25 protein-coding genes and 1 pseudogene are annotated in these 26,322 nt (G+C 39.9%); 18 read left to right on the top strand and 8 right to left on the bottom strand.

Translation table 11 applies throughout. The features are described 5' to 3' along the window. Positions 1-10: 10 nt before the first annotated feature. From ACQY73_RS31645 to ACQY73_RS31630, 4 genes are all read right to left on the bottom strand, one after another. On the bottom strand, positions 11-991 hold the full coding sequence (locus ACQY73_RS31645) for a ThuA domain-containing protein (protein WP_428668574.1): 981 nt from the start codon (positions 989-991) through the stop codon (positions 11-13). Between the two features lie 61 nt (positions 992-1,052). Beyond that, positions 1,053-5,267 (bottom strand): ELWxxDGT repeat protein, encoded by a 4,215-nt coding sequence (locus ACQY73_RS31640; RefSeq protein ID WP_428658175.1) that lies wholly within the window; start codon positions 5,265-5,267, stop codon positions 1,053-1,055. Between the two features lie 540 nt (positions 5,268-5,807). After that, a complete protein-coding gene (locus ACQY73_RS31635) occupies positions 5,808-9,500 on the bottom strand; it encodes a 3-coathanger stack domain-containing protein (RefSeq protein WP_428658174.1) in 3,693 nt (1,230 codons plus the stop codon). A 714-nt stretch (positions 9,501-10,214) separates the two neighbouring features. After that, on the bottom strand, positions 10,215-10,739 hold the full coding sequence (locus ACQY73_RS31630; RefSeq protein ID WP_428658173.1) for a hypothetical protein: 525 nt from the start codon (positions 10,737-10,739) through the stop codon (positions 10,215-10,217). Here ACQY73_RS31630 and ACQY73_RS31625 point away from each other — a divergent pair. The 3 genes from ACQY73_RS31625 (at position 10,701) to ACQY73_RS31615 (ending at position 13,714) form a co-directional block, all read left to right on the top strand. Then, positions 10,701-11,495, top strand: coding sequence for a sensor histidine kinase (locus ACQY73_RS31625; RefSeq protein ID WP_428658172.1), 795 nt, complete (start codon positions 10,701-10,703; stop codon positions 11,493-11,495). The two genes, ACQY73_RS31630 and ACQY73_RS31625, sit on opposite strands and share 39 nt — an antisense overlap. A gap of 239 nt (positions 11,496-11,734) precedes the next feature. Continuing rightward, positions 11,735-13,057: a gluconate:H+ symporter gene (locus ACQY73_RS31620; RefSeq protein WP_428658171.1), complete on the top strand. Its 1,323-nt coding sequence runs from the start codon at positions 11,735-11,737 to the stop codon at positions 13,055-13,057. A 237-nt stretch (positions 13,058-13,294) separates the two neighbouring features. Next, complete coding sequence (locus ACQY73_RS31615; protein ID WP_428658170.1) at positions 13,295-13,714, top strand: hypothetical protein; 420 nt, start codon at positions 13,295-13,297, stop codon at positions 13,712-13,714. A 580-nt stretch (positions 13,715-14,294) separates the two neighbouring features. Here ACQY73_RS31615 and ACQY73_RS31610 read toward each other — a convergent pair. Continuing rightward, positions 14,295-14,672, bottom strand: coding sequence for a helix-turn-helix domain-containing protein (locus ACQY73_RS31610; RefSeq protein WP_428658169.1), 378 nt, complete (start codon positions 14,670-14,672; stop codon positions 14,295-14,297). Positions 14,673-14,838: 166 nt separating this feature from the next. Here ACQY73_RS31610 and ACQY73_RS31605 point away from each other — a divergent pair, with 166 nt between their 5' ends. From ACQY73_RS31605 to ACQY73_RS31575, 7 genes are read left to right on the top strand one after another with little or no spacing between them, the layout of a single operon-like run. Then, positions 14,839-15,084, top strand: a complete 246-nt coding sequence (locus tag ACQY73_RS31605; RefSeq protein ID WP_428658168.1) for a hypothetical protein — start codon at positions 14,839-14,841, stop codon at positions 15,082-15,084. Next, positions 15,081-15,269, top strand: coding sequence for a hypothetical protein (locus ACQY73_RS31600; RefSeq protein WP_428658167.1), 189 nt, complete (start codon positions 15,081-15,083; stop codon positions 15,267-15,269). The genes ACQY73_RS31605 and ACQY73_RS31600 overlap by 4 nt, the downstream gene beginning before the upstream one ends. A gap of 11 nt (positions 15,270-15,280) precedes the next feature. Further along, positions 15,281-15,496 (top strand): hypothetical protein, encoded by a 216-nt coding sequence (locus tag ACQY73_RS31595; protein ID WP_428658166.1) that lies wholly within the window; start codon positions 15,281-15,283, stop codon positions 15,494-15,496. 1 nt (position 15,497) lies between these two features. Then, the gene (locus tag ACQY73_RS31590; protein ID WP_428658165.1) at positions 15,498-16,391 is read left to right on the top strand and encodes a toprim domain-containing protein; all 894 of its coding nucleotides are present in this window, start codon (positions 15,498-15,500) and stop codon (positions 16,389-16,391) included. After that, complete coding sequence (locus ACQY73_RS31585) at positions 16,373-17,740, top strand: VapE domain-containing protein (protein ID WP_428658164.1); 1,368 nt, start codon at positions 16,373-16,375, stop codon at positions 17,738-17,740. The genes ACQY73_RS31590 and ACQY73_RS31585 overlap by 19 nt, the downstream gene beginning before the upstream one ends. A 15-nt stretch (positions 17,741-17,755) precedes the next feature. Further along, positions 17,756-18,085 carry a single-stranded DNA-binding protein gene (locus ACQY73_RS31580; protein WP_428658163.1) on the top strand — a complete coding sequence of 110 codons (330 nt, stop codon included), beginning with the start codon at positions 17,756-17,758 and terminating at the stop codon, positions 18,083-18,085. Beyond that, positions 18,082-18,426 carry a hypothetical protein gene (locus ACQY73_RS31575; RefSeq protein ID WP_428658162.1) on the top strand — a complete coding sequence of 115 codons (345 nt, stop codon included), beginning with the start codon at positions 18,082-18,084 and terminating at the stop codon, positions 18,424-18,426. Before ACQY73_RS31580 ends, ACQY73_RS31575 begins: the two co-directional genes overlap by 4 nt. A gap of 108 nt (positions 18,427-18,534) precedes the next feature. On the opposite strand, the pseudogene ACQY73_RS31570 reads toward ACQY73_RS31575, so the two are convergent. Then, positions 18,535-18,882: pseudogene (locus ACQY73_RS31570) on the bottom strand (PKD domain-containing protein); the annotation flags it as partial. Between the two features lie 11 nt (positions 18,883-18,893). Next, positions 18,894-19,037 (bottom strand): hypothetical protein, encoded by a 144-nt coding sequence (locus tag ACQY73_RS31565; protein ID WP_428658161.1) that lies wholly within the window; start codon positions 19,035-19,037, stop codon positions 18,894-18,896. A gap of 245 nt (positions 19,038-19,282) precedes the next feature. Between ACQY73_RS31565 and ACQY73_RS31560 the strand changes: the two genes are divergently transcribed. After that, positions 19,283-21,292, top strand: a complete 2,010-nt coding sequence (locus ACQY73_RS31560) for a hypothetical protein (RefSeq protein ID WP_428658160.1) — start codon at positions 19,283-19,285, stop codon at positions 21,290-21,292. Between the two features lie 193 nt (positions 21,293-21,485). After that, positions 21,486-22,178, top strand: coding sequence for a hypothetical protein (locus tag ACQY73_RS31555; RefSeq protein ID WP_428658159.1), 693 nt, complete (start codon positions 21,486-21,488; stop codon positions 22,176-22,178). A gap of 734 nt (positions 22,179-22,912) precedes the next feature. Here the strand turns inward: ACQY73_RS31555 and ACQY73_RS31550 are convergent. Further along, on the bottom strand, positions 22,913-23,125 hold the full coding sequence (locus ACQY73_RS31550; RefSeq protein WP_428658158.1) for a hypothetical protein: 213 nt from the start codon (positions 23,123-23,125) through the stop codon (positions 22,913-22,915). An 80-nt stretch (positions 23,126-23,205) separates the two neighbouring features. Between ACQY73_RS31550 and ACQY73_RS31545 the strand changes: the two genes are divergently transcribed. From ACQY73_RS31545 to ACQY73_RS31520, 6 genes are all read left to right on the top strand, one after another. Then, positions 23,206-23,775, top strand: coding sequence for a hypothetical protein (locus tag ACQY73_RS31545; RefSeq protein WP_428658157.1), 570 nt, complete (start codon positions 23,206-23,208; stop codon positions 23,773-23,775). Further along, positions 23,772-24,230, top strand: coding sequence for a hypothetical protein (locus ACQY73_RS31540; protein ID WP_428658156.1), 459 nt, complete (start codon positions 23,772-23,774; stop codon positions 24,228-24,230). Before ACQY73_RS31545 ends, ACQY73_RS31540 begins: the two co-directional genes overlap by 4 nt. Beyond that, a complete protein-coding gene (locus tag ACQY73_RS31535) occupies positions 24,227-24,709 on the top strand; it encodes an LPXTG cell wall anchor domain-containing protein (protein WP_428658155.1) in 483 nt (160 codons plus the stop codon). Before ACQY73_RS31540 ends, ACQY73_RS31535 begins: the two co-directional genes overlap by 4 nt. Positions 24,710-24,751: 42 nt before the next feature. Then, positions 24,752-25,423: a hypothetical protein gene (locus tag ACQY73_RS31530; RefSeq protein ID WP_428658154.1), complete on the top strand. Its 672-nt coding sequence runs from the start codon at positions 24,752-24,754 to the stop codon at positions 25,421-25,423. A 91-nt stretch (positions 25,424-25,514) separates the two neighbouring features. Further along, positions 25,515-25,694, top strand: coding sequence for a hypothetical protein (locus ACQY73_RS31525; RefSeq protein ID WP_428658153.1), 180 nt, complete (start codon positions 25,515-25,517; stop codon positions 25,692-25,694). 73 nt (positions 25,695-25,767) lie between these two features. Further along, entirely contained in the window at positions 25,768-26,322 is a 555-nt protein-coding gene (locus ACQY73_RS31520; protein ID WP_428658152.1) for a hypothetical protein, read from the top strand.

The raw sequence follows: 26,322 nt of genomic DNA, 5'->3' as shown, positions 1-26,322 counted from the left end.
TTTATGATTATTACTTATCTACGAATTTACGTTGGCTTATCGAAGATTCCGTCGGAAAATCGGCAGGAATTGGAATATCTACTTTGCCCGTAGCGGCCCATTGTGCTCCTCTTTGCAAACAGGTAATAAACCCAACGCATTCGACCGAATAATCTACGTGCCCCAAAGGGGTGTGAAAAACTCTACCCTTCCCGTACTTAATGGTCATCAGCATGGGTTCGTGGCGGTCAGTGCCTCTATTATCTTTGGGTGAAAAAGCCGTGGCCAACACTTCCATTTTTTCGGCAGGCCCGCGCAGACGGTCGTACATTTCATCTTTGGTGTGCATCCATTTGAGCGGCATTCCTTTGGTGATAGGATGCTTGGAATCTCTTACCGTGATCAAAAATTCTTTCTGTGCTCCATGAGAACCTGCTTTTCCCGGCTGCATATCTTTTACCAGTTTTCCGGTTTCGTCATAATAGACAAAAGGGCCGTCTTTTTCGGTACGGTCGCCCCAACCTCCCAAACCGATCATTTTGTTATACGCCGGCCACATCGGGAATGAATTATCAGCCGCATGAACAACGACCAATCCGCCGCCGTTATTCATAAATTTCTCAAAATCAGCCTGTGTTGCGTCAGACCAAGGAGCGGCATTCCACCCAAAATTACAGACCACCAAGTCGTATTTTGAAAAATCGGGGTGAAAGCTTGAATCCATTCTGGCTTTGGGCAATGCTTTGGTTTCGGGAACGCCCTCAATCTTATATTGAGCAATGAGGTCTGCCCCTTCCCACGTATAATAGGTGCGTTTTACATCTACCTTAAATTTACCTGTTTCTTCCAGGTATTGCTTCATCATGTACGTGATCTTGGGCCATTGAACGTGGTTGTTTTGCCCATCTACGATCAGTGTTTTGATGATCTTGGCGTTTGATTGTGCCGTAACTTCCCCCCCAACAAGGGCAGTAAGCAGTACGATTAACCGGAATGTTGATTTCACGAGAATTGAGGTTTTGCTGAAAAGATTATATAAAATAAGTACCAACATGCTATAAAATACTATATACCTAATTAATACATCCACCAATTTCAGCTTTAAAGCTTGTGCCTTTGGTCTCGAATCCCGGCTTTAGTTCGATCTTCTGTCCGGCCTTGAAAAACAGGCTTTTATTCTCCGGTGTTTTGGAATTTGCCTCAATGAAGTATAATGCCTTCTTTAAGATCGGATTATCCGGCTCCAATTCCAACCCCTGAACAATTTTGTATTCATCACAGGGATAAACATTCGAGTAGAACCGTGCATTTTCCGCCAAATCCGCCGTTTGTACCTCAATGATAAAAATACCGCTTGGTTTGGTGGGTATATCGGCAATGTTGATTCGGAACACATTGGAATTGTTGATCCGTTGGATCGGCATGATTTTCCCGTTGGCAATAAACTGTGTTTTTTTCCAATCAATGCCTGACTGCAAATCTGTTAAGTTTACTTCAATATAATTGGGTGATACAAAAGAACCGGGATTGGTCACCTGAATGGTGGGAGCAACCCGATCATTTGAAATTTTAACCCCGATGCCATAATCCCCCAATTGATTGAAATTGATGGTCGAATTAACCGCTCCGATGGATTGCCATACCGACCCTCCCCGGGGTAAAAACAACACTACCGGAGTTAAATTTATAGGCAATGACGCGAAGGTCAGGTCATACGTACTGAAATCGGTTTGGAGAGTGAAGTTGCCGTTGGGGGCTTGGGTTAAAAACTGCTCATTCAACGAAGCCGTAAGGGTAAACACATCCGATACGATGCGAAAAGTATCCGCACTTGTGATGGCACTTACTTCATTGGAGGGATAAAAATACTTGAAATCAATGGCGGTATTTTGAGCAAAAGCAGTCCCGGGAATGGTGAAGGTAAAAACACTCGGAGTATTGACCGCACTTACACTCTTATTTTTGGGATCATACAGCTTTTCTCCTGCTGTGTTAATTCTGGGTTGATTCAAATTTGATAACACCAGCATAAGGGACTGATTGATAATATAATGCCGTACGGATGTAATGACCTGATTGGCATAATCAATAACTGCCTGACTTACGCTTTCTAAGGCATTTCCAATGGAGATTAACAGGTCTTCTACCACATTGGTAGCCGGAATTTCCAGGTTATTGAAAATGTCCGGGTAATCTGTCGTCAGTAACACCCTGTCCAGTGACTTTACATATTTACTCTGTGTTTTGTTATGGCTATAGGTCTTCCATGAGTTCAGGTTGACTTGAAAGCTCACGGTTTTAAACTTGGGAATTTGAATCGTTATCCCCGCTCGGTTGATGAGCGAAACATCTTGGGTCGTGGTTAATTCGATCTCATTCTGCGGCAGGTTGTATTGCTTTACAGTCTTGGTCATGAATTCATTCAGGTCATGCGACTGCCTCATAAGACTTCTTGCCAATCCTTCGTCGGTAAACAGATTGCCGATCAGGCTATTGCTTTTCCCGGTGATGATCGACGCAATGGTGTTATTCTGCAACAGACTGTTATCATTTGCACTGTAAGCGGCAGAAAAGAGATTCTTTGCTACATTCGGCCCGTATTTATGACTGTTTTGGTAATCTACGGTATAGGTTTTAATGGAATTCGGGTCTAATTGCATTGATGCCGACTTGGTAGAGATGGTGGCCGAGCCGGCAATAAGATTGCCGGCAAAGTCCATTTCTCTTTTGACCGTAAAACCGGTCTCCTGCGACTCAGGGAAAATACTGAACGGTTGGGATTTGATCGTGGGGATATTCTTTGCATTTCCTTTGGTCAGCGCGGCAATGGCCTGAACGGTCACATTGTAATCTTTGCTCATCGTTATGGTATTGGCAAAGCTGACTCCCTGACCCTTAATGCTTTCGACGATGTTGTTATCATTAAACCTGTACCCTCCGGAAATTTCGGAATTAAAGGACAGTTCGGGAATATTTCCGTAGCCCGGCAGATTTAGTTGATAGATTTTCCCTCTGCCCGTCAAACTGCCGGCGGCATTTACCCCTATTCCATAGGCCATTTCGGTCTTGGCACTCAGGTCGGTAATGACGGAACTGACTTGTGAGGCCAGTCGATCAAAAATAGCCGCCAATTCCTGAGAAGAAGGCAGTTGCTTATTCATTGAGAACATCAATGACGCCAGTTTGAAAACATCAAATTTTTTGGACAGATCAAACACAAAACCTCTTTCCCAACGAACGGCGTCATCAAACTGCCCTCCGAGCGCAAAGTTGCCCCCAAATCCGAGCGCTTTGTTTCCGATGGAAATTCCGCCCCCCAATTCCAATCCCACAAATGGGTTGAGGCCATTGTTAAAATACACATTCCAGACCGAATTTGAGACGGGTTTTATTTTGATGTAACTGTCTAAGGTTATGCCCAGTTTCAGGCCGGCTGACATCCCCAGTTTGATTTTAAAGCCTCCTCCGACATCTACCTTTTTTTTATCATTGCCATTATCATTGAATGTATTATCCCCAAATTGAAAGCCCGCTCCGACCCCCATTTCTTTGTCAATGGGTGGGGCTTTATTGATCACAGTAATAGTAAAAGGAGCATCGGCAAAGGCATTGGTACCTGAAACGGTTCCATTCTGTACGCTGTGGAAGGTAACGGTATTGTTCCCCAAACCAACCCAGTCATCACTGCTTAAATTGGGGTTGTTTCCGCCCACAGTAATATTCAGATCAATTAAGCCGGTGGAATCACTTGGCAAGGATTGATGTTTTGTTGTGCCTACTGTATAATAGAGTATAACATCTTTTAAAGGAAGATTCGTAATATTATCCTTCACCAGAAAATAGTGATGTACCGTTGCTTCACGAGGAACAGTATATTCGGTTTGATTGATAGATTCTTCAAGATTTGAAATTTTAACATTTTCGATCGGAGGAACGAATGCTCCTATTTTCCATAATTCAATACCATGAATACCATCATCTGCGCTGAAAAACACCTCTCCATTCACATTAGGAAAATTGGGTGCAACTCTTATTGAACTTGCCATTCCGGGATTAATATCCTGTACCATTTTTGTACCTGAACGAGTCCCGTTACTTGTCCAAAGCTCAGCGCCAAAATCCTGATTGCTTCTAACGAAGAACAACGTATTATCAATTTTGAATAAAAAGTTTACTGAACCATAGAAATATCCGATTCCGATCTTGTCATCATGGACAAAATCAGCAAAAAGTGCTACCCCTGTGCCGTTACTTTTCCATATTTCATTTCTGCTGTTATTGGTAGCTCTTACAAAATATAAACTCCCGTTACAATCATAAAATGTAATACTACGAGTGTCTTCTATTGTTTGAATTAGTGTTGGATTAGTCATTGAGAGATCACTTTTCCAAACTTGCATACTATAAATGCCATCAACATAAGAAGAATAAGTAGACCAATATAAATTAGTACCTACTTTTATAAGATCGACAAGGTTATTGAAGACAAAATTTGTACCTGCCGGTGTTCCGTCACTTTTCCAATAACCACTTGTAATACCGTCATAGGCCTGAAAATAGATTAGATTTCCGGCATTAATGATACAACAGAGACCGCCGGATTGCGAACCCGGATAGATATCTTTTACTAAAGTTGTCCCTGCCGAGGTTCCGTCACTTATCCAAAGTTCTGTGCCGTGGGTAGGTTCATAGGCAGTAAATACAAGCTTATTATTAAACTTAATTAAATTCTGTGGAGTAGCACTGTTAAGTCCCGGGTTAATGTCCTTAACCAGCTCAGTAGTTGCTTCTGTTCCATTGGTTTTCCAAAGTTCTGTTCCATACGTTAAGTTTGTTGCATTAAAGTATACCGTGCCGTTAACTTCCGTAATATTTGGCGGATAAGACCCATTAGCCCCGGGCCAAATATCTTTTATCATCATTGTTCCGGCTTGAGTACCATCACTTTTCCAAAGTTCTCTTCCATAAACACCATCATCAGCGGTGAAATATAAAGTGCCGTTACAATTTGTGAGTGTTTCAGGAGCTGACCCAATTGATCCCGCGCGAATGTCTTTAACGAGAGCCGTACCTTCAGAAGTGCCATCACTGCGCCATAATTCTACTCCATTTACGGGGTCATTTGCCACAAAGAATAGTACACCATTGACATTAATAAGACTTCGAGGGTATGATTCATTGATGCCGCTCCAGATATCTTTAACTAATTCAGGAGTTTGGGCATTAGAAAAGGAGGTCCAAAAAAGGAATACTATTTTGAGATACCATGTTGAGTATTTTTTTTTCATCTTAAATTTTAACTGAATTTTTGAAAAATTACTTTAAAGTGAAGCGTAGCAGGCAATCGATAACGCCTGATTCAACCCGAGCGAATGATTAAGAGAGTATTAGAAGTAGCGTTTTGCATTTACCGTATCGCAGTGCTGTTTGAAGCTCTCTTACGTTGAGATGCCGGCACAAAAGCTTACTGAAGATTAAGTGTGGATAGTCAAAAACAAAACTATTTGTTTTTTCCGGCAATAACGAGACATTTCCAACAAAAAGACCCTCATTCGTGAACTACCGTGTGGACACAAGTTGAACTATAATTCACCTTTGCATTGTGGCGGAAAATCTTTGTAAACTGATGCAAAACATCTTGAATTTCAGCTTACCCCGGTTTAAACAACTTCAATCAATGAAATTGACCGTAAAACAAAAGGAGAATCTAATTAGGTCCTTCTTTTGTTTTACGGTACAGCATGAGCATGTGAATTGTCTCACCAAATCCGCATTGATTTCTCATAAACGATTGATATATAAGCGTTTATAAATTAATACTTATAATACTAATTGCAACCACCTGTTTGAGCTTTGAAAATCGTCCCCTGTGTTGTTTCAAAACCGGGATTCAACATGATTTTTTGCCCTTCATACACTACATTTGAGGTACCCGTGATTTTGTTGGTGGCGCTCAAACTACCGGTGGATGCTTTTGCCTTTAATGTAGTCGGAGCATTATTGTAATCATCATTGGGACTTGTCAGCGTATAAGCAGTAGGACATGGATCAACGGTAATAATAAGAGTTGAACTGTTACCGCTGGTACATCCATATAGGCAGGTTGCAGTATAATTTGTATTTACTGTCGGTTTTACAACTATGTGATTGCCTGTTTGTCCGTTGCTCCAAGTAACGGTACCCGAACAATTTGTTGCTGATAGAAAAGCTTTCTGACCGATGTTGACCGTGGTTGAGGCAGAAGTTTGACAATCATTAAATTTTACAACCCAAAAGTCAGTCAGCCCTTTGGATACATCTCCATTGGCTTTATCACCCGACGCATTGGAATCAGTAAAACCACCTATTAAATAATTCCCATCTGAAGTACGAGCCAGTGTCATTCCAAAATCATCACCACCGCCGCCAAAACGTTTGTTCCATTTATGCTCAAGGTTCCCATCTACTTTCATGATCCAATAATCGTAGGTATCAAACCAAGACAGTTCTGATTTATTTCCCGTTATGTTGGAATTCGAGCCGCCGGCCAAAAGAAAACCACCATCGGGAGTGGGTAATAAAGCATTATTACCGTCTTCGCCTCCCCCGCCAAAGCGGTGTTGTTTGATAATATTTCTGTTCTGACTGTTTATTTTCAGTACCCAAAAATCCGGTGTATTGAACCAGGAAGGTTCATTTTTGTCTCCGGTTACATTCGAGTCAGATCTGCCTGCAATGACATAATTACCATCGGATGCCACAGCAATTCCATTGGATGCCATCAAGTCCTCTCCACCACCGCCGTACCTTTTGTCCCATAGTTGATTAAAGTTGGCATCTACTTTAACAATCCAGAAATCATTATTTCCGCGAGATGATTCTGAACGTTCACCTTCCGATCCGGATTTTGAATGACCTCCTAAAAGGTAGCCTCCGTCAGAAGTTTGAATAAAGCCGGTCAAAGTTTCATCATCATTTCCTCCAAAAACCCAATCAGTTACGGTTGCTCCGTCAGAGGATATCTTAATAACCCAGTAATCATATGATCCATTATGATTAGGTTTAGTTTTATTGCCATTCGCAATTGAATTGGAACGACCCGCTAATAAAAACCCTCCATCTGCCGTTTGAATAATTTTACTTAATTCATCGTTGAGTGAGCCCCCAAATCTTTTATCCCAGATTTTGTAACCGTTAGAACTGATTTTTACGACCCAAAAATCACTTTCTCCAACATGATCCTGACTTTTATCGCCGTCGGCAGGAGAATAAGAGTTTCCGCCAATCAGGTATCCACCATCTAACGTGGGAATAATGGCAGTGCCTCTGTCTGAATCCGTTCCACCGTAAGCTCTGTCCCACATTTTATTTTTATTAGCATCGATCTTAACCAACCAATAATCATAATTACCTCTATTGGCATCGCTTTTGTCGGTGGAAGGATTGCCCTCTGATTTGGATGAGCCGAAAAGCAACATACCTTCATCATTTGCCGGAATAATTTGCCGGAGTTCATCTTCTTTATTACCCCCATAAGCCTTTTCCCAGATTTTTGAAATCTCTGTATAGGATTCCGGACACGCAGTGACTGCCTGAACTATGGGTGCCTCTGTACCAATTTCCACATCATAAGCACTGTTTTTAGTGATTTCCGGGGAAGTCATCACAATTCTCATTCGGTATTTTGTGCCCAATGGCGTATCAGCCGGAATAGTAACACTGATATCTCCGCCGCTATAACCAAAATTTACAGTTCCGATAATAACCGGAGAATCGAAACTGCCCGAAGTATTCGATAATTGAACCGTAGTAAAATTATAGTAAGAGATGTATTCTCCCCCCTCAATCGGTAAACTGATAGAAGTGGTTTGACCCGGGCAAAACAAAAATTTAGGAAAGGATATATCGCCTAATGTGGGGTACGTTTTAAAGGTGGAAATACCGGAAAAGCCGGAACATCTGGTTTTTACTCTCCATTCATAATTTGTATTCATGGATAAGGAATATATCCAGGTCGCATTTTCTTCTGTGATCGTTGACTGCCATGTAGATTCCCCTGCTTTTCGATATTCAATGGTATAAGGAGTTATATATCCCCCTGTCCATTCAAGTCGCACATAAGTACCGGCGATCAATGAAGATTGCAAACCTGTCACAGCGATATTTGGACATTCGTTGCCTGCCATAAGGCCAACACCGGAGGTTATAGGGTCGATATGGTCTTTTAAACGTGTAGTAGATGTTCCGCCGCCATTCCATGAATGTGCCAAACGACCATAAACTTGTGTGATATTGAAAATATCACATGCATTGAAAGGATCACCGGGATACTCCACCCCTAACAGTTGACCAATTATTAATTGATTAGCTTCGCTTATCAATGCCGAACCACTTGAACCCGGCTCAGTACTTGCTCCATAATTAAGTACAGACCTCCATGCTGTAGTTACTCCGTCAAATCCGGCTCCTTTTTCGGCTTGGTCATAATCTTTGGAAAATTTTTTAACACCTCCCCTGGGGTGATGAATTACAACTGTTGAACCTTCGAAGGTATCACGCCTATCCCATCCGGCAAAAAACGGCTCTGCAGCTGCAGGTATATTGCGATTGAATTCTAAAAGAGCAAAATCGCTATTTGCCCATCTGGAAAGAAGTGTTGCTCCCCCGCTCAGGGTAACAATGTTGCCTGTATTAACTTCATTTGTTTGACAAACTGTACCATTGGCTTCATATTTAAAATAGCCTGTAATGGACGAAAAGATTAGATTGGGATCTTCAACACAGTGATTTGCACTTAAAAATAAAGGTCTACCATCCTGTTTGGTATTGTTTATTAGAGTACCTGTACAAATATTGTATAAATTGTTTCCAGAACCCTGGTATTTACCTGCATATTTGAATACTGCATTTTTAAGTATGCTGAAATTTCCATTCTGTGGACAACTGATATTAAGTTGGCAGGAAGCAGGGTCTACACTAATGGTTTTCACCAATGCATTGTTTGTAAAATCATACCCGATATTATTAATGTGAAAATCGGGCAATTTTGTATTTCCAATATGATAATATTCAATGATTATGCTTTCCCCATAAATGAAAGGTGAAACAAAGGTATTTGTCACATTATTATATGTATGGTTAATTTCTTCACTTATATTTCGTTTTTTTAAATCATAAATGAATAATTTCCCTCCCGGAGGCAGTTTGAATTTATCAAAGCTGACATTTAATTGCATTGCCCCTTTGGAGTTGATTTGAATCCTCCAGATTTTATTACCATCACTAAGTGTATCCCATTTTCCGTTTTGCAAACCTATATTGACATTTAAATCAATAGCAAATGTGTTAGGGCGTAATAGAGCAGAGGAATCGTTTAAGACCTTAGCTTTTGAGAAAGCCACATTTGTTTCAGGTATGTTATCGCTCAAATTTTGTGAGAATGAAACGGGCTTTACACGCATATCAATTTGGCCTAATAACTTATAAGGAAACCAAAGCGTTACTGCCAAAACCGGCAGGATAAGTCTTTTTAAGTAAATCATGTACATGTCAGTTAAATTAACTTTTCAAAATAGGTTATACAAAGCGTAAGAATTGGCAAACATGCACATACAACATTGTGCCCTTTAGAGATACGACCCACTTGTATTTGATGCCATTATTACCGACAGCAGTAGTTCCGTCTGCCGTATTTTTATAAAGAGCCCTGAAACCAAGACCGGTCATAGTAGGATAGGTAATTTTTTTTTCATAGAGGTTAATTTCAGTGAGTTACGACATGAGTCTGATATAATGGGAGGGATTACGAAGATATAAAAAACCAAATGGATAACTATAAAAAGTTATCGGATGGTAGTTAAGAGCCATAAGTATCACCTTTGCCGGGACTTAGAGGATTTATCCGACAAATAAGCTAAACGATTCTCTTTGGTTGACGTGGTCATTTTGCAAAAAACGATACATCGCCTTTGCTTCCGAAGCGCTGTCAGATAATTACCTGACAGTTTGGATACTGTTAGTGAACAGGCGATTAAGAACAGCATTTTCTCTATTCAATAATCGCCTGTCCGATAGGCTTGTTAAATGGCGAGTTTGCCATTTTTAGCCCAAAGGTATGATGTAATTATTTGTGTTCACACGGTAGTTCATTTGTGAAGGGTCTTTTTGTTGGCGGTCAAACTGAATACGGGCGGTGGTGGGCAACTTTTTGCACTACTCCTTTCCATCAGTACGAAGGGGCACATCGGCTTTTACCTTTAGTCGACTGACTTCCACGATTTGTTGTTATCTCCCGCCTGAAATCCATTCGCGGTATTGTTATAAACGGTGGTGTTGTAATACAGAGACACATTTCCGGTAGCAGTATTTTGAAAACCCGTCGTATTAAAACGAAGAGATAACCCTCCGCCGGCAGTATTTCCAAAACCGGTGCTGTTATCACGCAGAGCCTGATACCCAATAGCAGCATTAACGCCCCCTGTGGTATTTGCATACAGCGAACCTGACCCAAAAGCCGTGTTTTCTAAGCCTGTTGTGTTGGAAAAAAGTGTTTCATATCCACGCCATCCACTGAGCTTTGAGCAGATATCTGGCCATGAGCTGTGACGCCGCTCAGAAGCAATAGGAAAAGCATTGAATTTTTCATGTGCGTTCCCTTCTTTCGCAGAAGGATTGGTTTTAGAGGTGATAGATTGTGAAGAAACAGTCACTATGATCAGGACGGTCTGGACCTGTACAATGAAATGACCGCGATTAAAATGGATGATGCGGTAATTCTTCATTTTGCTGACTTTACAAAACTCAAATACCTGGAGTTTGAGTTGCTCAAAAAAATCGCGAAACCGGAAACCTCCAATCAAAATCTTGAGGCTTTCGCTCACGCCGCATCACATGATCTTAAAGAGCCTGTTCGAAAGATCCGGATCTTTACAGATCGCCTCCAAATGCAACTCCTTGATCGGTTAACTGAACAGGATCTGACCGTTTTCAACAAGATCACCAATGCTTCACACCGGATGAGTGGCTTGATTGAAGATCTGCTTTTATATTCAAAATTCAGTTTAGTTCCGCTTGATAAAGAGCCGGTTGATCTTAATGAGAATATTAATCAGGTAATAGAGGATTTGGAAGTAACTATTCAGGAAACGAATGCAACGATAACAGTAGGTGATCTGCCTGTAGTAAGTGGCTATAAACGACAACTCCACCAGATGTTTCAGAACCTGATCAGTAATTCCTTAAAATATTATAATCCTGAGGTGCCTCTTCGGATTCATATTTCATCCCGACCAAGTAATGAGAATGGGAAAAAATATCATCTCATTGAAGTTCGTGATAACGGAATGGGATTTGAACAACAGTTTGCCGAAAAAATATTTCAACTTTTCACCCGCCTTCATGGAAGCAGTACGCACACAGGAAGCGGCGTAGGCCTATCCACGGTTAAGAAAGTAATAGACAACCATAAAGGCAGTATAAAAGCCGAAAGCAAGCCCGGAAACGGGGCATCCTTTAAGGTATTTTTACCCTTTGAGTAAAACGATTCCTATCATAAGTTAGAGTATCCACCGATCGGTCAATTGCTTTTAATCTATTAGAAGGACCTGTTCAAAATCAGTTTATATTATTTGTCGGCTGTTTGACCCCGGATGGGGTCAGACGTTTGTAGAGAAATCTTCATTTCTACAAATATGTGACGGCAGCGGCCGTCCGCCCCATCCGGGGTCAAACAGCCGACAAACCAATTCTTATTAGCTATAAAGCATTTTATAACCGAATGTTCCTAACGATTACGCTGATTGGTATTTTGGCGCTGATTGCGCTCATCTCCATCGTTCGATTGAACACCTTTCTATCATTTCTGGCTGTTTCGGCAGGCGTTGGCTTGGCACTTGGACTTACCCCTTTGGCACTTGTTGACTCTATTCAAAAAGGGATCGGCGGAACGTTAGCTTCCATTACAGCCATTATTGCGTTGGGCTCTATGTTGGGCAAATTGGTGGCCCAAAGCGGTGCTGCCGAACGCATTGCGATCAATTTAATAGGACTGGTAGGAACACCGTATGCAAGGTGGGCATTCATGCTGACCGGCTTTATTGTGGGTTTGCCGCTATTCTATTCCGTCGGATTTATGCTGCTGGCTCCATTGGTCATCACGGTAGCGTATCGTTATAAATTACCGGCCCTGTACATTGGCTTACCGATGCTGGCATCGTTGTCTGTTACCCAGGGCTATTTACCACCTCATCCGGCTCCTTTAGCCATTTTGAAACAGTTCAATGCCAATATGGGCTTAACGCTGTTTTACGGAATCATTATTTCCATTCCTGCCATATTGGTGTCGGGGGCTTTATTTGGGTCTACCCTAAAAAAATACACCAACTTAGCCAACCCGGCGTTTATTGCCCCGGACCTGAAATTGGACCAAACACCCTCTGCTTTTATAAGTTTCTTTACTGTTTTATTCCCTATTTTATTGATTGGAATAAGTACGCTGCTCAGTCCTTTTTTGCCCGCCGGCTCTTGGGCGCAACACACCTTACTTTTTGTAGGAGAACCGATCATAAGTATGTTTCTTGCGGTCATGCTGGCCTCTTTTACCTTAGGGTTACAGCGTGGCAAGTCCATGCAGGAAGTGACCGCGCTATTGACGGATGCCGTTAAGGATGTCGCCATGCTTTTTCTGATCTTTGGAGGAGCAGGCGCTTTCAAGCAGGTGCTGACGGATGGCGGAGTCAATCAATCCATTGCCGATATGATGAAACACTCCACCCTGCATCCTTATGTGTTGGGTTGGGGCATGGCGGCGCTTATTCGTGTATGTGTGGGGTCTTCTACTGTATCGGGTATAACAACCGCAGGGTTTATGGCTCCGTTACTTTTAACGACGGGTGTTGACCCCAATCTGATGGTACTCAGTATTGGGGCCGGCAGTATGATGTTCTCGCACGTAAACGATACCGGTTTTTGGCTCTTTCGGGAGTATTTTCAATTATCCATGACGGAGACCCTAAAAACATGGTCAATCATGGAAACATTGGTTTCGATAACAGGATTGGCAGGTGTAATGGCACTGCACTGGTTTTTGAATATACTTTGACCTTCCCTAATGTAGGTTTGTGCAATATCACTTGCAGCAACCTGTTTTCCATTCTTCAGATGTAGGTTCTCCCTACTTTCCTGTGTACGTCTGTGGTTATATTCCCAAAATGCATCTATACCCGCTTCTGCCGGTAAATGAGTTGTTTTGTAAAGCTTGGTAAAGTGAAGATCCGAAGAATGGAGTTATTCCATTTACAATAAATGGTTAAATTGCATTAAACTAAACGGCTAAATCATGAAAACAATCCTCTTATCTTTCATCTGCTTACTTGGAATAAGTATTCCAATGTTTAGCCAAAACAGATCGACAAAGATTTACCTCTTTTCCCTGCCCTCCAGCCGGCTAACAACTATGTCCAATCCGGATACCCCCATTAAAATTAACAAATGCACATTACTTGAGACAAATTTAGACAGCTTAGGGCTTGACTTACTGCAAGACAAGAAGGTATATCTCCACTTTGAAGCCGGCCGTACTTACTATTATACAAAAATAATAACGAATGGTTCGGCCAACGGTGGCTCACCAATCTTAAGTGAATGCACAGAACAGGAATTTTGGTTGAATGTATACTTTGTAGGAATGGGTACTTATCGGCATTACTTTCTTGACAAAGAATCAGGGTTGAAGCTTTTGGAAGAAAAGCATAAATAAGGGGCAATCTTGCGGTGAAGGAGTTGATAGATAAGAATCTAAAATAACCGGCAATTAGTCGTCTCTCCGATACTGATAGGCCCACTTCTCCCGGCTGGTGGTTTCCCGACATATTTTCTTAATCATATCCTTACTTATTTTATGTCGATTCCTTTTTAAAAGAGCAGAAGGGACCGATACAACAGTCAACAGAAAAATCACAGATGCCAGATACCACATTTTATTAGTTTGTTATAGTGATACAAAAACGCAAAAAAGTCATAAAATATTATGACAAAATCTGTATAATTTCCTGTTATCTTATTTAGCTCATTATCAATAAGTTATAGACTTATCAGTCAACTTTTGTCCTTCGTCTGATTTGTAAGTGTCCCAACTTTTCAAGCGTTTCTCCAAAGGTCTTCCCCAACTGTCTCAAAATAAAAGAAAAACCCCTTAACTGTGAGATAGTTAAGGGGTTAATTTGATTAATTGTGGAGCCGGTGGGATTTGGCAAAAACTAATAATAAATGATTGATAATCAATATATATAATGTGATTATCGTTTTGCTGACATGAATTACTGACAAAATCACTGACATTATTTAGCTGCTTTCATCATTTCAATGATCTGCTTTAGGTATTCTATTTCTTTGTTGGCGCTTTCCAATTGAACTTTCAGAAGCGCAACCTCTATTCCTTCGCTTTCGGTCGTAGTTGTTCGATATGTCACCTTATTTTCTCCTATTGAGTTCACGTTGCCATTCTGATTAATTGTAGGGTAACTGCCTGATTCAAAGAAATACGCAGCCGTGATACCCGTCTTAGCCATAACTTTTTTAATTATATCGGTTGTGGTGTCTTCTCGACGGTATACACTAAATAGGTTGTTTTCCGTCATGCCTAATAGACGTGCAAATTCCGCATTGGTCATACCCCTTGCTTCCCTAATTTTTTTGATCTGTTCCCCTATGTGCATAGATATTGGAAATTATTTTATAATAAACTTGACAATTATTAAAGTATTAATTTACATTTGCAGTATCAATATACGATACTCTTGTATTTAATACTAATACAGTTGTACTAAATATTGAGAATTGTCAATAAGTTTTATTAAACGGTATAAACCAAAACCAATAACTATGACACTAAGACAGTACTACGATGACCTTTCCAAGGTCAAACAGGCCGATTTTAAAGCCAAATGGCAGGAAGCAACGAAAAAAAGCAGAAACACATTTTACCAGATGCTTAAAAACGCAACGGAGTATGATATACGCCTATTTGCCAAAGCAACAGGTATCGAGCCTACGGAAATCCACAAAGGCGCACCCGCACAGCTTGATATATTTTCAAGTACTAAATCCAAATATCGTAAAGCTATATGACAACTTACTTGATCATTGAAGAAGAGCAAAAAAAAGCGCCGGAATGGGCAAATCTTAGCTTTGCTCATGTAGCCGAAAAAATCAAAGAGGGCTTGATAAGTTGCCCGGAACTGGAAAAACATTATGCCAAACAGTTCGATGAAGCGGCGAAAGCCTACGAAATCCAATGCTTTACCAGTCACTAAACATTAACTCTATGAAAAATCATTGGACAAAAAAATTACAGGATGGGCGGCACTTTTTCAGGCATGAAGCCTCCCAACAGGAACTTTTATTTTTAAGCATCAAGGAAATGGAATTAAAACTTAAACGGCTTAAAAAAGAGTACCAAATCAACGAAGAATCCATTTTAACCACTTGTGCAAAACATTGGACTCAGGAAGAAATAGCCAACGCTCTAAACAAAAAATGATATGTCTACTACAAAAATTTTCGACACTCAGTTATTAAAAAAGTCCGTTGCCATTGCTGATTATTTGGCGACAAAAGGCATTAACCCGTCTAAAACATTGGGCAACCAATTAGTATATCTTTCACCGATCACCGAAGAAAGAACCCAGTCGTTTTTTGTTGATCCGCGCCAAAATGTGTTTACCTGTTTTGCTTCCAACGAAAAAGGAGACATTATAAAACTCGTGAGAGTGCTTGAAAACAAATCATTTCAGGATGCTTGTAAAGTACTCGAAAACTTTCAGGGCATTGACATTAAGCCCATAACTATCACCCCTGAAGCAATACAAAAAACAACTGTCAGACGTGTTTGTGAATTGAATACCCCCGCTTTGATCCGATACGTTGAGAGCCGACACATTCCTATTGCCTTAGCTAGAAAGTACCTGAGTGAAGTACATTACACCGTCAAAAGCGAGTTGAAAGAAAACCACTTTTACGCGTTGGGCTTTAGAAACAATTCCAACGGCTATGAACTCCGAACCGCAAAATTCAAGGGTTGTACCGGTTGCAAAGATATACGTTTTATAGAGGGCAAAGAGTCACTTTCCAACGGTTGCACCGTACTCATTCTTTTTGAAGGCTTCTTTGATTTCTTATCCTTCCTGACGCATAAACGGCTCATTCATACCCCGTATGATACGATCATATTAAACAGCACCGGCCAATTAAACAGAGCCTTACCGATCATTGAAAACTACTCTTCTATCGTAGCCTACCTTGACAATGATCTTGCCGGTGAACGGGCGTTGGTTACGCTGATCGAATTGACCCGTATACCCGTGCTTAACGCCTCTAAAAAATACCTTCCAAACTCGAAAGATTACAATGACTACTTATGCCAATCAAAAGCGTAAAGACCTCAGAAGCCACCAAAGAGGCTGTCAAAGAACCCGAAAAGACAAAAGAGTTCAAAGCACGGACGGATCGACAACGACTGATGTACGAACTAAAGCAGCGTTACCACTTCCACCTTAACGAGATCAAAGGACGCCCTGAATACTGCTTAAAAGGCGAAGACGATCCATTTAACATTACCGGTTACAAGCCCGTTGACGAATACGCGGTAAACTCCATTATCAATGAATTAGACGCTGAAACGGATTTAAGAAAAGTATCAGCCGACGTCATTTTCAGCATTTTAAACTCTGATTTTGTTAAAATGTACCATCCCGTCAAAGCCTATTTCAACTCCTTTGAGAGGTCCGATTTTTGGGAGAAAACCGAAGGCACTACCCACATTGAAAAATTGGCAAACACGCTCAAAACGCCCAACCCGAAAACCTTTGCTTTAGCCCTGCAACGGTGGATGTCTTCGAGCATTGCGCAGGTGTTTGAAGGTGATTCCGTACTTGGTAAAAACCAAACGGCCATTGTGCTTTGCAGCGATGCCCACGGCGTAGGGAAAACGAGTTGGATCAGTATGTTGTGCCCTACCTGCTTTAAAGTGGATTATTACTTTCAGGGAAAGATCAGGGATTTGGATTCAAATGAGGTGCCGATTCTGTTGGCCGAAAAATTCATTTTGAACATCGACGATCAATTCCACAATCTGGTCAGGAAGGATAATAATACGATGAAGACGTATATATCACACGGTAAGATCACAACGCGGCGCACTTACGGCCGCTATAACGTTGAATTGCCACGGCTCGGAAACTTCATTGGCTCCATCAACGGCAATGCTTTCTTAGACGACGAAGCCAACCGCCGTTATTATCCGTTTGTGGCTTTATCGGTGGATTGGCCTACGCTGAACCTGATTGACGTTGATTTTGCGTGGATGGAAGCCTACAAAATCTACAAGCTGTACAAGCAAACCCGCCACGAACAATACCGCTACTGGTGGACACCCGAAGACATTGAAAAGCACTTTGGTGATCTGTCCGACTTTAAGCAAAATTCACAGGAATTTGAGTTGTTCTTGCAATATTTTGAGCCGTGCAAATTTGAGTCAGACAACGGCCTTTATATGACTAACTCTTCTATCTTGACGGAATTAAAGTATTTGTCAAAAGCCTCAAATCTAAGCGATAAGAAACTTGGTTCAGCCCTTAAACGTCTAAACTGCTTTCAAACCCGGAAGAAAATTTCAGGGGTAAGTACGCAGGTTTACAAAGTTCAGAAGCGGGATATAGAAGATTTTGAAAACCGCATTAATGGAGTAGGAAAATACGCCCCAAAACAAGGAGATATTTTTAATTAAAATCAATTTCAAACTATGCAACAAATTACGATCATCGGTCATTTAGGTAAAGATGCCATTATTAAGAAAAACAATGGAAGTGAATTTTTGGTCTTTAATGTTTGTGTCACGGAAATTTACAAAAAAGAGAGCGGGGAAAAAGTCGAGTCTTCGACGTGGTATAGCTGTATCAATAAAAAGACAAACTTAGCCCAACATCTAAATAAAGGAGATAAAGTCTTAGTGCAAGGTGAACTACGCGCCAAAACCTACCAAAACGACCGTCGCGAAACGCAGATAGATTTATCTGTTCAAATCTCACGTATTCAACTACTTAGCAGCAAATCAAATTCAGGAAACGAATGAAAATAATGAGCCATACGGAAGAATTAGTCCTGCAAGAATTGCTTGATGGTTCTTTAGATGCAATATCAGGAACCAATTCAAAAAAGGGATACACAACAAATCTAAAATGGTTTAGCCCAAGATTCAAATCTCCCGAACCAAGTCTAATTCTGCTGATTTTGTATTGGAAAAAGGGAGTGAATCAAGTTTGTATTGGTACTTATGACGATGAACACAACCTGTATTTTGAAGATTCTGCAACAAAGCAGAAAAGTTTTAAACCAAAGCGTGTAAAGGCTTGGGCTTATATGGAACGACATTTAAATTTAATCTGTGACCCTGAATATTTTGAAACGTACTAAACAAAAAGCCCTGTTACAGGGCTTTTTTGTTTACTCACTTAACTGTAAACTTCTGCAAGCGCCATTTACTATCTGGAACGCTCCTGACCAATTATAAGGAATTAACCCTTATGATTGGGCGGTATAGCTGTAAGCTCCTTCCGGTAATGCAACCGTTACAAAACCTTTAGTACCACAATCAGGTGCAGTTGATGCAATTTGAGAAACGGTAATCTTCCCTACTTCGGAACCAACCACCGACACAGTAATATTTCCTTTATTACTGATACGCGACCAAAATATCAACCGTCCCGTAGTTGGTATACCTGTTACTTTTACAGTCTGATTAAAATAGTCCTTACCTCCTTCACCTTTGGCCTCTAAAGTGACGTTATACATTCCGTTCTTTCTGAAAACATAAATAGGGTGTTGTTCGCTACTACTGCCGCCGTCGCCAAATGCCCAATTATAGGTTTGAGCGTTGGTAGTTAGATTAACGAAAGCATATACCGCACCATTTCGGTCAGAGGAGTTTTCCTGTACATTGAAACGAGCCGTCGGTGCGGGTGCAACGTCTTTTGGTAACTGAAGAAGAGTGCCGAAACAGCTAAAAAGCGTAGAATCTGGTTCATAGTAAAGTCATTTTAAATGTCATATTCTAAACGACTTAGAAAGTGCCCCAAAGTAACTTAATCAGAACATGAACCATTTGATAACTTTTTTATGACAAATGCGTAGAATGGTACAAAATTAACTTATAGTATCGTGCTATGTTGTGCAATAAATAATTACTGCATGATTCGAATCAGTGGCAAGTAGTGATTGGCAAGAAATTTCCATATTTTAGTGTTAGCTGCGTAATAAGACAATTTATAAAATGATACCACAAAACGAACAAAAGACTTACCCCGGAATAAATCCGTCAGTTAAATTGGCGCATTTCTCAGCAGAGGAACAGACAATAATTAAAAAAATATCCAATGATTGGTACATAACAAATGGAGGTGGGCAGTTTAACATAGGAGCGACTTCACAGTATAAGTATTTTTTAATCAAACCAACAGATAACTACAAGGAACTTTTCAATATTGAAATTGAAATTATAGTAATTTTCAGTAATTATACAACATTTGAACCAAGGTCATTAGATGCTGTAGGTTATATTGAAAAAAAATATCAAACACTTAGAATTGAAAAGCTTTGTTGTGTACTTATTAGTAAAGACAATAATATCGTTCAAAGGATAAATGACTTAGTTAAAAGTGACCAAGAATCGCAGTTAGTTGTTCCATTTTCTTATAATGAATTATTAGAAAATTATGACTCTTACTTTTTGCGAAATAGATTTAAATCTCATTTTTACACTAGAGATTTATTTGCTTTTGAATCTCCACTTAAAAAAGATTTATATTTTTTTGGAAGAAATGATTTGGTACTAAAACTAGTAAATAGACATAGATCTAACGAAAATACCGCTCTGTTTGGCCTTAGAAAAACAGGAAAAACATCTGTAATATTTGGCATTAAAAGAATTTTAGAGTCATTAGGTGAATATATTGTTTTTATTGACTGCCAAAACCCTTCATTACATAAAAGACACTGGAATGGTGTTTTATGGTACATTGTTGAAGAAATAATAATTCAAATTTGTCCAGACTTAACAAATGAACAAGAAAATGAGTATACCGAGTTAAATGCAACAATTTTATTTGAAAAAAACCTAAAACTACTTCAGAGAAAAATAAACAACAAAAGTGTTTTGTTGGTTTTCGACGAAATAGAGAACATTACCTTTAATACTTCACCTAGCCTACACTGGACTGCCGATTTAGATTTTGTATTATTATGGCAATCCATAAGAACAGTATTTCAAAAAAATACAAACTTGTTTTCTTTTTTTATAGTGGGGACAAACCCAAACGCTATTGAAACTGCGCAGATTCGGGGGAAAGACAATCCAATATTTAATCAAATTTACTTTGAATATATACCAAATTTCGATGTTCCACAAATAAGAGAAATGGTTAGAAAATTAGGAAGAATAATGGGTCTTAAATTCGAAGAAACAATTTATTCAAAACTTACAGAAGATTTTGGAGGGCATCCTTTTTTGGTGAGACATGTTTGTAGCATCATTAATAAAATTTCTGACTCCGAAAGACCAATTAGAGTAGATAAGTATTTATATGAAAAAGCAAAAGCTAAATTTTATGAGGAATATAGTAGCTATGTTGAAATGATACTTGGAGTTTTAAAGCACTTCTACCCTTCAGAATTTGATATGTTAAAATATATTGCCCTTGATGATATGAAGACATTTAGGGAATTGGCATCAATGTCACCAGAATTTACAAATCACTTACTTGGCTATAGAATTATTGATAAAAATAACAATCATTACTCGTTTAAAATAGATGCAATTAAAGATTACTTACTTACTAAACATCAATATGAAAAATCTCTGGAAACGCCAAAAGAAAGGTACAGAGAAATTTCCGAAAGGCGGAATACAATTGAGCCTAAACTAAGAAAGATTGTCAGAAATCAGCTTTTAGGACAGTATGGAAAAGCCGATGCAACCAGTAAATATCTTGGAATCTTAGGAGAGCCCAGAAAATCGAAATATTCTGGTCTAAGCTATAGTCAACTTTTTGACGCAAAAGAAAGCGAAATATACTTTGAAGACATTCGTAAAACTATAATTAAATATTATGAAGTTTTTAAGTATATTTTTGGAAGCAATAAAGATGATTTTGATTATAAAATGCAAATTATAAACAAGTATCGTTCAGACGCTCACGCAAAGGATGTAACAAAAGAAGAAATGGATGTCTTCAGACTCTCGATCTCTTATATTGAGAGCAAGATTGAAGAGTTCAATGAATAATTCAAATTGGGCTATTGGTTTCTTGTAAAAATTTTACAATTTCAGTTTTTTCAAAATACTTTCAGAATCATTCAGTACAAATCTTCCAAATTATACTAATCTTTAAAATATTAGTATAATTTGGAAGATTTTTTAGGCAAGATAGATGCAGTTAGCAATCAGGAAAATTAATTTAAATTTCAAATTAGCAGTAATGAAAAAAAGAGACAAAAATACCCTTTTTAACTTGATAAGTGAATTAGGATTTAATCAAAGAGATTTTGAGTTAGTAGATGAATATGTGGACAATTTGCCTGCAACTATTATAAAGTATAAAAATACGCAGTTTATCTTTGTAATAAGAAACTCTAAAGAAAGTTTTGACGATTTCGACTTTAAATTTATACAGTTTGGCCCAAGCTATGAATTTACTGAATATTACCCTGATGTTGAATTTGTAAATTTTGAAAGTGTGTATAAGAGTTTTAGGAGTTGGATATTAAATCATATTGTACCTTATATAGAAGAAATCACTGAACAAGACTTATGGGAGTTGTATAAAAGTAGTGACAAATCATTGAATTTATCATTAATAGATTTTAATGATAAATCTTATTTTTTGCCAGATGAGATAAGGCAAATTTCTACATCTATAAATGAATTAAAATTTTTAATTCATAAAAATTTATCCACTAATATAACAGAGCAAAATTTAGTCATTGAAAGACTTGATTATCTAATAGAATCTTCTCAACGATTGAACAAATTCGATTGGAAAAGTTTAGTTTTGTCAACCTTAATTGGAATTTCTACCACTTTGACACTAGATACCCAAACTGGAAAAATTTTGTTTGATTTGTTTAAAAAAGCATTTAGTACATTGCCGACGCTTTTTATTAGCCATTAAACTTTACTGTAAATAAAAGCACAACAGAATTAACCTAAAAAAACTCCACAAGTGTTCAGTAAAAAAATTACAATATTAATTTTCTCAACTGATAATTAAAGATTTAGATAAGGTTGAAGAATTACAAAAAAGAGAGCGCTACCTTTTGTCTTCTTATACAATAATCCTTGTATCGCATTGGCAAACTTTTATCTATGATTTTTTAGAGTTTGCGTGTAGTGGAATAATAAAAAACAATAAGAATCCGCTCATAGAGGTTGAACTCAGAAGTTATTTTGATAAAAAATACATAGGTTCAATCTGATTTTTTTTCTTATTATATTACTAAGTTACATTAAAAAAATGAAGGTGACAGGGAAGCGCTCAAATTTACCTGTCACTTTTATTATACATAGTCCGCTAAAGAAAAAGGACAGATTTTCAGATACTTACGCTCAATATCCATTTTTCGCTTCTATTTTTCCCTTTTTACTTATCACTTCTTATCACCTAAAAAAAACAAAGAATAGAATAGCGTCAGGGCTGTTTTTGGGTGACAGGTAAGGTGACAAGTAGTTGTAGCTAGTGATAAGTAAAAAAAGCATGGTGGCAGGTTGCAGGTAAAAAAAACAACTTTCATTGTATTCTCAATGGATTTTCATTGTATTCTCAGTGTATTTTCATAAAAAAAGGCACCGTATGAGTGCCTGTATAGAGTAATTATCCTTCAAAACCTGTCCTTTTTCTTTAGCGGACTACCCACTTTTTACCACTTCATGCACTGATCTTGGCTTTCCAAGCACTTCTATGATACTGTCCACTTCTTTAGGGCTGTACTTCTGCTTTGCACTCTTCAAGGCAATACCCCTCTTTATACACTCTTTTCTAAAATCGGGAGCTTTTAGGCCGTATAAACCTGCGATGTCGGTCAGTATCCAAAAGTGCGAATAAGATGCAGTAAGAGCCATTAGATCAGGATAGGTTTGGTTTGGTTCGTAAAGATATAACGCACTTGACTACTGTACAAGTATTGTAGTACGTTTGAGGCATGGCAAGCGTTTTAAACATCCTCACGTCACAGATCACAACCCTTACAAACGGCAAACCGTTTGATCAATGGGACTTGTCTTCCTTTGATCCTGTCAAGGAGACATTATATGATTATTTGGCGGCGTTATCCACCACAGGAGGCACTCAGGAGGTCAGAGGCATAGGTTATGCAATCAAAAAGATACCCGCCAACAAGTACACCACGGAAGAGATTTGTTTGATCCTGCTACTGATTAATAACCCCGCCCACTTTGGGATCAATGAAGCACAGGCCGAATACATCATCACGTCGATACGCCTTGCTATACTTGACAATGTTTCCATTACCCAACGCGAAACACAGATTACGAATCTGATCGGTCAGGAAGTGATCATAAAAAAACAGATCGAAGCAGGAACCTACAATGTACCCGAAACACCCTTAAAGGAAAACGAAGGCGCAGCCACCCCGCAAGGCAGCAAATTTGACCTTTGGGCAAGCATTCAAGCGGCCTTGAAGAGTCCCGTTGTTTGGCTGTTGCTTGCCTTCGTGCTGTTTAAACTCTACAAAAACAGAAAATCAAAATGAACAAAAAAATTCTTTACGGCCTGTTGGTCTTTATCATCTTTTGGGTAATCAGGCTTTGGATCAAAATAGGAGCAGTCAAACGCTTTAGTTTTCGCTCACTCCTACCGCGCAACATTCGCTTTGAAAAAGGCGCATTAAAGTTTGAATTGGAAATGGTGATCGTAAACCCCACCGTAGAGCGCGTTACCATTGACGGCCTTGATTTAGACGTGTACGTGGGTAAAAACCTCTTAGGGAAGGCCATCATTTTTCAACCCGTTGTCATTGAACCCTATACCGAAACGACTTTGCAAACATCGGTCATTATGGGTATTGACACCCTACTTGCCGCCGTGCCTGATCTCCGCGCTACGGCTAAAAGTGTCACCGTGGCGTTCGACGGCGTAATCCGCGCCTATGGCCTAACCGCCCCCGTCAATATCAGTTATACGCTTTCTATCCCTAAATTCCTATGATCAACTATCAGGTAAAATACAACGCCCAAAACGAAGCGATAGGAATTACTATTGACGGCGTATACTACAAAATCGTAGGCGTTAATAAAACGGCCAACGGGCAAACCACTACGGTAAGCACGCCAAACGCTAAAGTGTCAACTACTGATCCTGACATTTATACGTGGGAGTGGTATCTGGAGAATGAGTACGATATGTACACGCTGAAAAATGCTCCCGCAACCGAAACCGTCAAGACACAGGAAAAATCAAGTTTTTGGACGGGCTTAACGGCCGACAAGCTGTTTACAGGGGTACTGAATGCCGTCACGTCCATCTTTGGTAACAAAACCAATACCGCCACCGTAGCCCCTGCTACCTATGGCACGAACCCCTATTTAGTGCCGCAAACCTCCAACAATAACAATACCCTTATTCTGATCGGATTGGCGGTCGTTGCTTTTTTCCTATTCTCCCGAAGCGACAAAAAGAAATCGTAGTCCTAAAAATTTTCACTTCATCAATAAACTCAATTTTTCAAAATGGCAAAGTTAATTAGAAACGTAGGTAAGTATCCGGGCCTCAACGGCGTGGCGGTTATCTACTTAGCCGAAGACGACGCATACCGCAAGTTTTTGGTCAATTTTGAGTCTTCCAGTTCTGACCCTACCGTATTGGGATCAGCTAAATTCATGCCGCGTTCGGGCATGGAATCGGCTATCGTGTCGGGCAACGGAGCATTTATATCCAAGTCGGTAGCCTACACCGATCTGTTGGAAACCGCCTCCACAGGTTTGATCAACTCAGACGGAACGGTGACGATCTCCAATGCCCGTCAGGGTGGCGGCGCGTTCAAACGCGTTTGGGATTCTTCCATTGCGCTCTTCTCCATTAAGGGGGAAGGGTACGACACTGTACCCACCGATACCTCCGTTGTAGCGAGTGCTGCTGACGTAACGGCATGGAAAAACGCCGCCGCGAAAACAGGCACCGAAACAGGCAACGGCACGGGTACAGGAAGCGGCACCGGCAGCAGTCTGTTATCAGGTGCCAAAGATGCTTGGACAGCCATTACGGATTATGTCAATGCCAACCCCATCATCGGCGGTTTGCTGATCGCCATCGTGGTGTACCTGATCGCCAAGTTTGTCTTTGGGATAGACCTCTTGGAAGAACTTGGATTGAAGAAAAAAAGCAAAAAACGCAAACGCTAAACGCGCTTTTCTCCTACGGCATCAATTAAACAATTCATCAACGGGCTAAAGTTACGAACGTGCTTTAGCCCACTTTAACCAACTATCAATCATGGCAAAAATGAAGAAATTTCCCAAACAGCCAAAAATGACTGCAAGTCAAAAGACATGGGATAATTATGAAAAAAAATGTGCTGATGTCACCAAGCACAATGACGGAGTAAAAGCCGTAAAAAAGAAAAAAGAGGCGACAAAAGCCAAAGTCCAAAAAATGAAGGACAAGAAAAAATAGTCCGCTTTTATACTTCATCAATGCGTAGGGGTAAGGTCAACTTTACCCCTACCCTTTCCCCTTAAAAAAGGCAATGGAAGAATTAATCACTTTTCTGACCCGCAACAAATCAACGCACTTTAACATAAAGGACTCCGGTAAGCGGCGGGTTGCCTACCACGAAGGAAACAGCGTAGAAGAAACATTGGAAGCCCTACGCACCGAATACCCCGAATTGCCCGAAGGTGCCTACACGCTTCACGCTTGGAAAGGGAGCAAAAGCGCCGTGATCGACCGCCCGTTCAAGATCGGCCAATTTGAAAATTTTAACGCCTCAAAACCTACTTCTATGTCTCAAACGTCAGGAAACAGTTTGCAAGTACTATTAGCCGAAGAACGCGAAAAAGGCCGTCAGGAGGCATTGAAAGAAATGCGCATCCAACGTGTAGAGGACTTTATAACCGAAGAAATAAAGCCGATCCTTTCCGCCCTTAAAGAGTTGGCAACGCTTGACATTAAGACACTCAGAGAAGGAATTGAAGCACTTAAAAACGACGATCCCGACGACGATGAAGATGCCATTGACAAACTCGAAAAGTTTCAGCGCGGCACGCAGATTGTCAAGTCCCTAATGTCAAAAACCGCTTAA

Source organism: Runella sp. (genome assembly GCF_965279615.1).
GTDB lineage: Bacteria > Bacteroidota > Bacteroidia > Cytophagales > Spirosomataceae > Runella.
This window is presented reverse-complemented; position numbering and strand designations above follow the sequence as displayed.

Excerpts from the sequence above, each read along its gene's own strand:
- ACQY73_RS31625 (WP_428658172.1), top strand. The coding sequence starts at position 10,701 with ATGACCGCGATTAAAATGGATGATGCGGTAATTCTTCATTTTGCTGAC.
- ACQY73_RS31575 (WP_428658162.1), top strand. The coding sequence starts at position 18,082 with ATGAAAATAATGAGCCATACGGAAGAATTAGTCCTGCAAGAATTGCTT.
- ACQY73_RS31610 (WP_428658169.1), bottom strand. The coding sequence starts at position 14,672 with ATGCACATAGGGGAACAGATCAAAAAAATTAGGGAAGCAAGGGGTATG.
- ACQY73_RS31600 (WP_428658167.1), top strand. The coding sequence starts at position 15,081 with ATGACAACTTACTTGATCATTGAAGAAGAGCAAAAAAAAGCGCCGGAA.
- ACQY73_RS31565 (WP_428658161.1), bottom strand. The coding sequence starts at position 19,037 with ATGAACCAGATTCTACGCTTTTTAGCTGTTTCGGCACTCTTCTTCAGT.
- ACQY73_RS31560 (WP_428658160.1), top strand. The coding sequence starts at position 19,283 with ATGATACCACAAAACGAACAAAAGACTTACCCCGGAATAAATCCGTCA.
- ACQY73_RS31550 (WP_428658158.1), bottom strand. The coding sequence starts at position 23,125 with ATGGCTCTTACTGCATCTTATTCGCACTTTTGGATACTGACCGACATC.
- ACQY73_RS31555 (WP_428658159.1), top strand. The coding sequence starts at position 21,486 with ATGAAAAAAAGAGACAAAAATACCCTTTTTAACTTGATAAGTGAATTA.
- ACQY73_RS31535 (WP_428658155.1), top strand. The coding sequence starts at position 24,227 with ATGATCAACTATCAGGTAAAATACAACGCCCAAAACGAAGCGATAGGA.
- ACQY73_RS31530 (WP_428658154.1), top strand. The coding sequence starts at position 24,752 with ATGGCAAAGTTAATTAGAAACGTAGGTAAGTATCCGGGCCTCAACGGC.
- ACQY73_RS31605 (WP_428658168.1), top strand. The coding sequence starts at position 14,839 with ATGACACTAAGACAGTACTACGATGACCTTTCCAAGGTCAAACAGGCC.
- ACQY73_RS31620 (WP_428658171.1), top strand. The coding sequence starts at position 11,735 with ATGTTCCTAACGATTACGCTGATTGGTATTTTGGCGCTGATTGCGCTC.
- ACQY73_RS31545 (WP_428658157.1), top strand. The coding sequence starts at position 23,206 with ATGGCAAGCGTTTTAAACATCCTCACGTCACAGATCACAACCCTTACA.
- ACQY73_RS31615 (WP_428658170.1), top strand. The coding sequence starts at position 13,295 with ATGAAAACAATCCTCTTATCTTTCATCTGCTTACTTGGAATAAGTATT.
- ACQY73_RS31630 (WP_428658173.1), bottom strand. The coding sequence starts at position 10,739 with ATGAAGAATTACCGCATCATCCATTTTAATCGCGGTCATTTCATTGTA.
- ACQY73_RS31585 (WP_428658164.1), top strand. The coding sequence starts at position 16,373 with ATGCCAATCAAAAGCGTAAAGACCTCAGAAGCCACCAAAGAGGCTGTC.
- ACQY73_RS31525 (WP_428658153.1), top strand. The coding sequence starts at position 25,515 with ATGGCAAAAATGAAGAAATTTCCCAAACAGCCAAAAATGACTGCAAGT.
- ACQY73_RS31520 (WP_428658152.1), top strand. The coding sequence starts at position 25,768 with ATGGAAGAATTAATCACTTTTCTGACCCGCAACAAATCAACGCACTTT.
- ACQY73_RS31540 (WP_428658156.1), top strand. The coding sequence starts at position 23,772 with ATGAACAAAAAAATTCTTTACGGCCTGTTGGTCTTTATCATCTTTTGG.
- ACQY73_RS31595 (WP_428658166.1), top strand. The coding sequence starts at position 15,281 with ATGAAAAATCATTGGACAAAAAAATTACAGGATGGGCGGCACTTTTTC.
- ACQY73_RS31640 (WP_428658175.1), bottom strand. The coding sequence starts at position 5,267 with ATGAAAAAAAAATACTCAACATGGTATCTCAAAATAGTATTCCTTTTT.
- ACQY73_RS31635 (WP_428658174.1), bottom strand. The coding sequence starts at position 9,500 with ATGATTTACTTAAAAAGACTTATCCTGCCGGTTTTGGCAGTAACGCTT.
- ACQY73_RS31580 (WP_428658163.1), top strand. The coding sequence starts at position 17,756 with ATGCAACAAATTACGATCATCGGTCATTTAGGTAAAGATGCCATTATT.
- ACQY73_RS31590 (WP_428658165.1), top strand. The coding sequence starts at position 15,498 with ATGTCTACTACAAAAATTTTCGACACTCAGTTATTAAAAAAGTCCGTT.